2 protein-coding genes are annotated in these 1,666 nt (G+C 48.1%); both read left to right on the top strand.

The genetic code is table 11. The annotated features are described in order from the left end of the window. On the top strand, window positions 1–300 hold a 300-nt coding region (locus ACFQY8_RS08015), incomplete at its 5' end, for a hypothetical protein (RefSeq protein ID WP_449224243.1). 697 nt (window positions 301–997) lie between these two features. Then, a complete protein-coding gene (locus ACFQY8_RS08010) occupies window positions 998–1,333 on the top strand; it encodes a hypothetical protein (RefSeq protein WP_377939456.1) in 336 nt (111 codons plus the stop codon). Window positions 1,334–1,666 lie beyond the last annotated feature (333 nt).

Here is a 1,666-nt window from a genome sequence, read left to right as displayed (position 1 = left end):
AACGTGCACGGTGCTATGGAAGGTGACATCCTCGTCGCAACATGGGGGTATGACCAAACCAACTGGGATTATTACGAAGTCATTCACGTCACCTCTAAAACAGTCGCCCTCTTCGACTTGCGCCACCATACGCTGCTCAAGGGTAAGCGCACCCAGCCAGGCTACTATACGAACACTCCAGGCCGGTACGGTGTGCGCATCAATACCTTCAGCAACGCGTACTTCAATCCTGACGACCCTCAAGGCACGCGTGCTCGTGAAGACGAGAAACGCTACTGGTCTATCAACATGGGTCACTAAAGCCCTCGTGGTGGAACACTCACGAAAAAGGTGGGTGCTCCACCACCTTTCTTTCCTTCCATGTAAGCCGACCTACGCTTTCGTGTCGGTTTTCTTCTCGCAAGAATGCACATGACGATGAGCCAAAGACCTGGAACCATGCACTATTAATACGCTCATACAGATGGATATACAAGCACACCCCACAACCGATAGGTTGAGCACACGCATACACGTCTACGCGCTACTGGTAAGAGTGGTGCCAGAAGAATAGTTTCTACACATTCACTCTCCATCACACGTGTATGATCCGCACCTACACATACACGTATGGAACACAATCTTTTTCTACCGCACAATCCTCTGCGCTATTATCCTTCGCAAAACCATCAGCTACTCTGCCCGTGTACGTGTAAGAGTGAGGAGATTATGCGCATTCAGTAAGAGCGGCTGCTCACTCTTTTCCTTTTCATAGCTGGGGGCACGTGTTTTCTCTACCCGTGTTTGTTTTTACCGATGAATGCTCGCCCTCCCAGCGGACGCATGTCAACCCATCCGAGTGTCTCTCAACAATAAATTGTTTCGGCCGCGCGAGCTGGGTCAAGCACCCCGAGGGTGTGACACGCATCCACCGGCAGGACGTGAAACGCAATCATCAAAACAAACACAACGGGGAAGAGAAAAGCCTCTTCTCCCCACTTTTTGAAAGGAAAACACAATGAGCACCACAATCACTATGCCACAAATCTACAATCCACTCAAAGACTACGGGTACACGCCAATCACTACTTTCTGGGAAGACTTCACCATAGCAGAAGCATTTGGTCTCGACGCTATCGACGATACTTACCAGCGCGCTTTTAATGAGTGGCACAGCAATTACAAAATGATGACCGAGCTTGTCATGGTGTTGAACAATAAAATCTGGCAATACCATTTCTACAACGAGGATAAAGCACGTGTATACAACGACCTGTATACGACCCTGGCAGCATGGTGCGAAGATAACTTCACAAGCGACCAGCTTGACTACTATTACACCACCACAGACTAAAACCTATAAAAGCACATGGGGTGAAGGATTCATATTCTTCACCCTTTTTCGTATGTACTTGACGACTCAATAGACAGGAATATTGTGTTGTATACGCTAAAGCGTGTACAACCATTATTTTCGTATGGAACACCTGCGGTGTACAAAATTTTCTTTAAGGTTTGTCAATTTCCTTGACACTTACGATCCTATCGCCGCGTTCCTCCACACAACGCCCGCGATGTCCCTAAAAGGTCCACGCGCGGCTTATGCGCTCCGTCACTTCACGGCGATATGTCTTCAGTGTTCAAGGAACTTGAACAAAAAATGTCACAGACAGGAGAAGACAATGTG

This window comes from Alloscardovia venturai (genome assembly GCF_042676605.1).
GTDB lineage: Bacteria > Actinomycetota > Actinomycetes > Actinomycetales > Bifidobacteriaceae > Alloscardovia > Alloscardovia venturai.
This window is presented reverse-complemented; position numbering and strand designations above follow the sequence as displayed.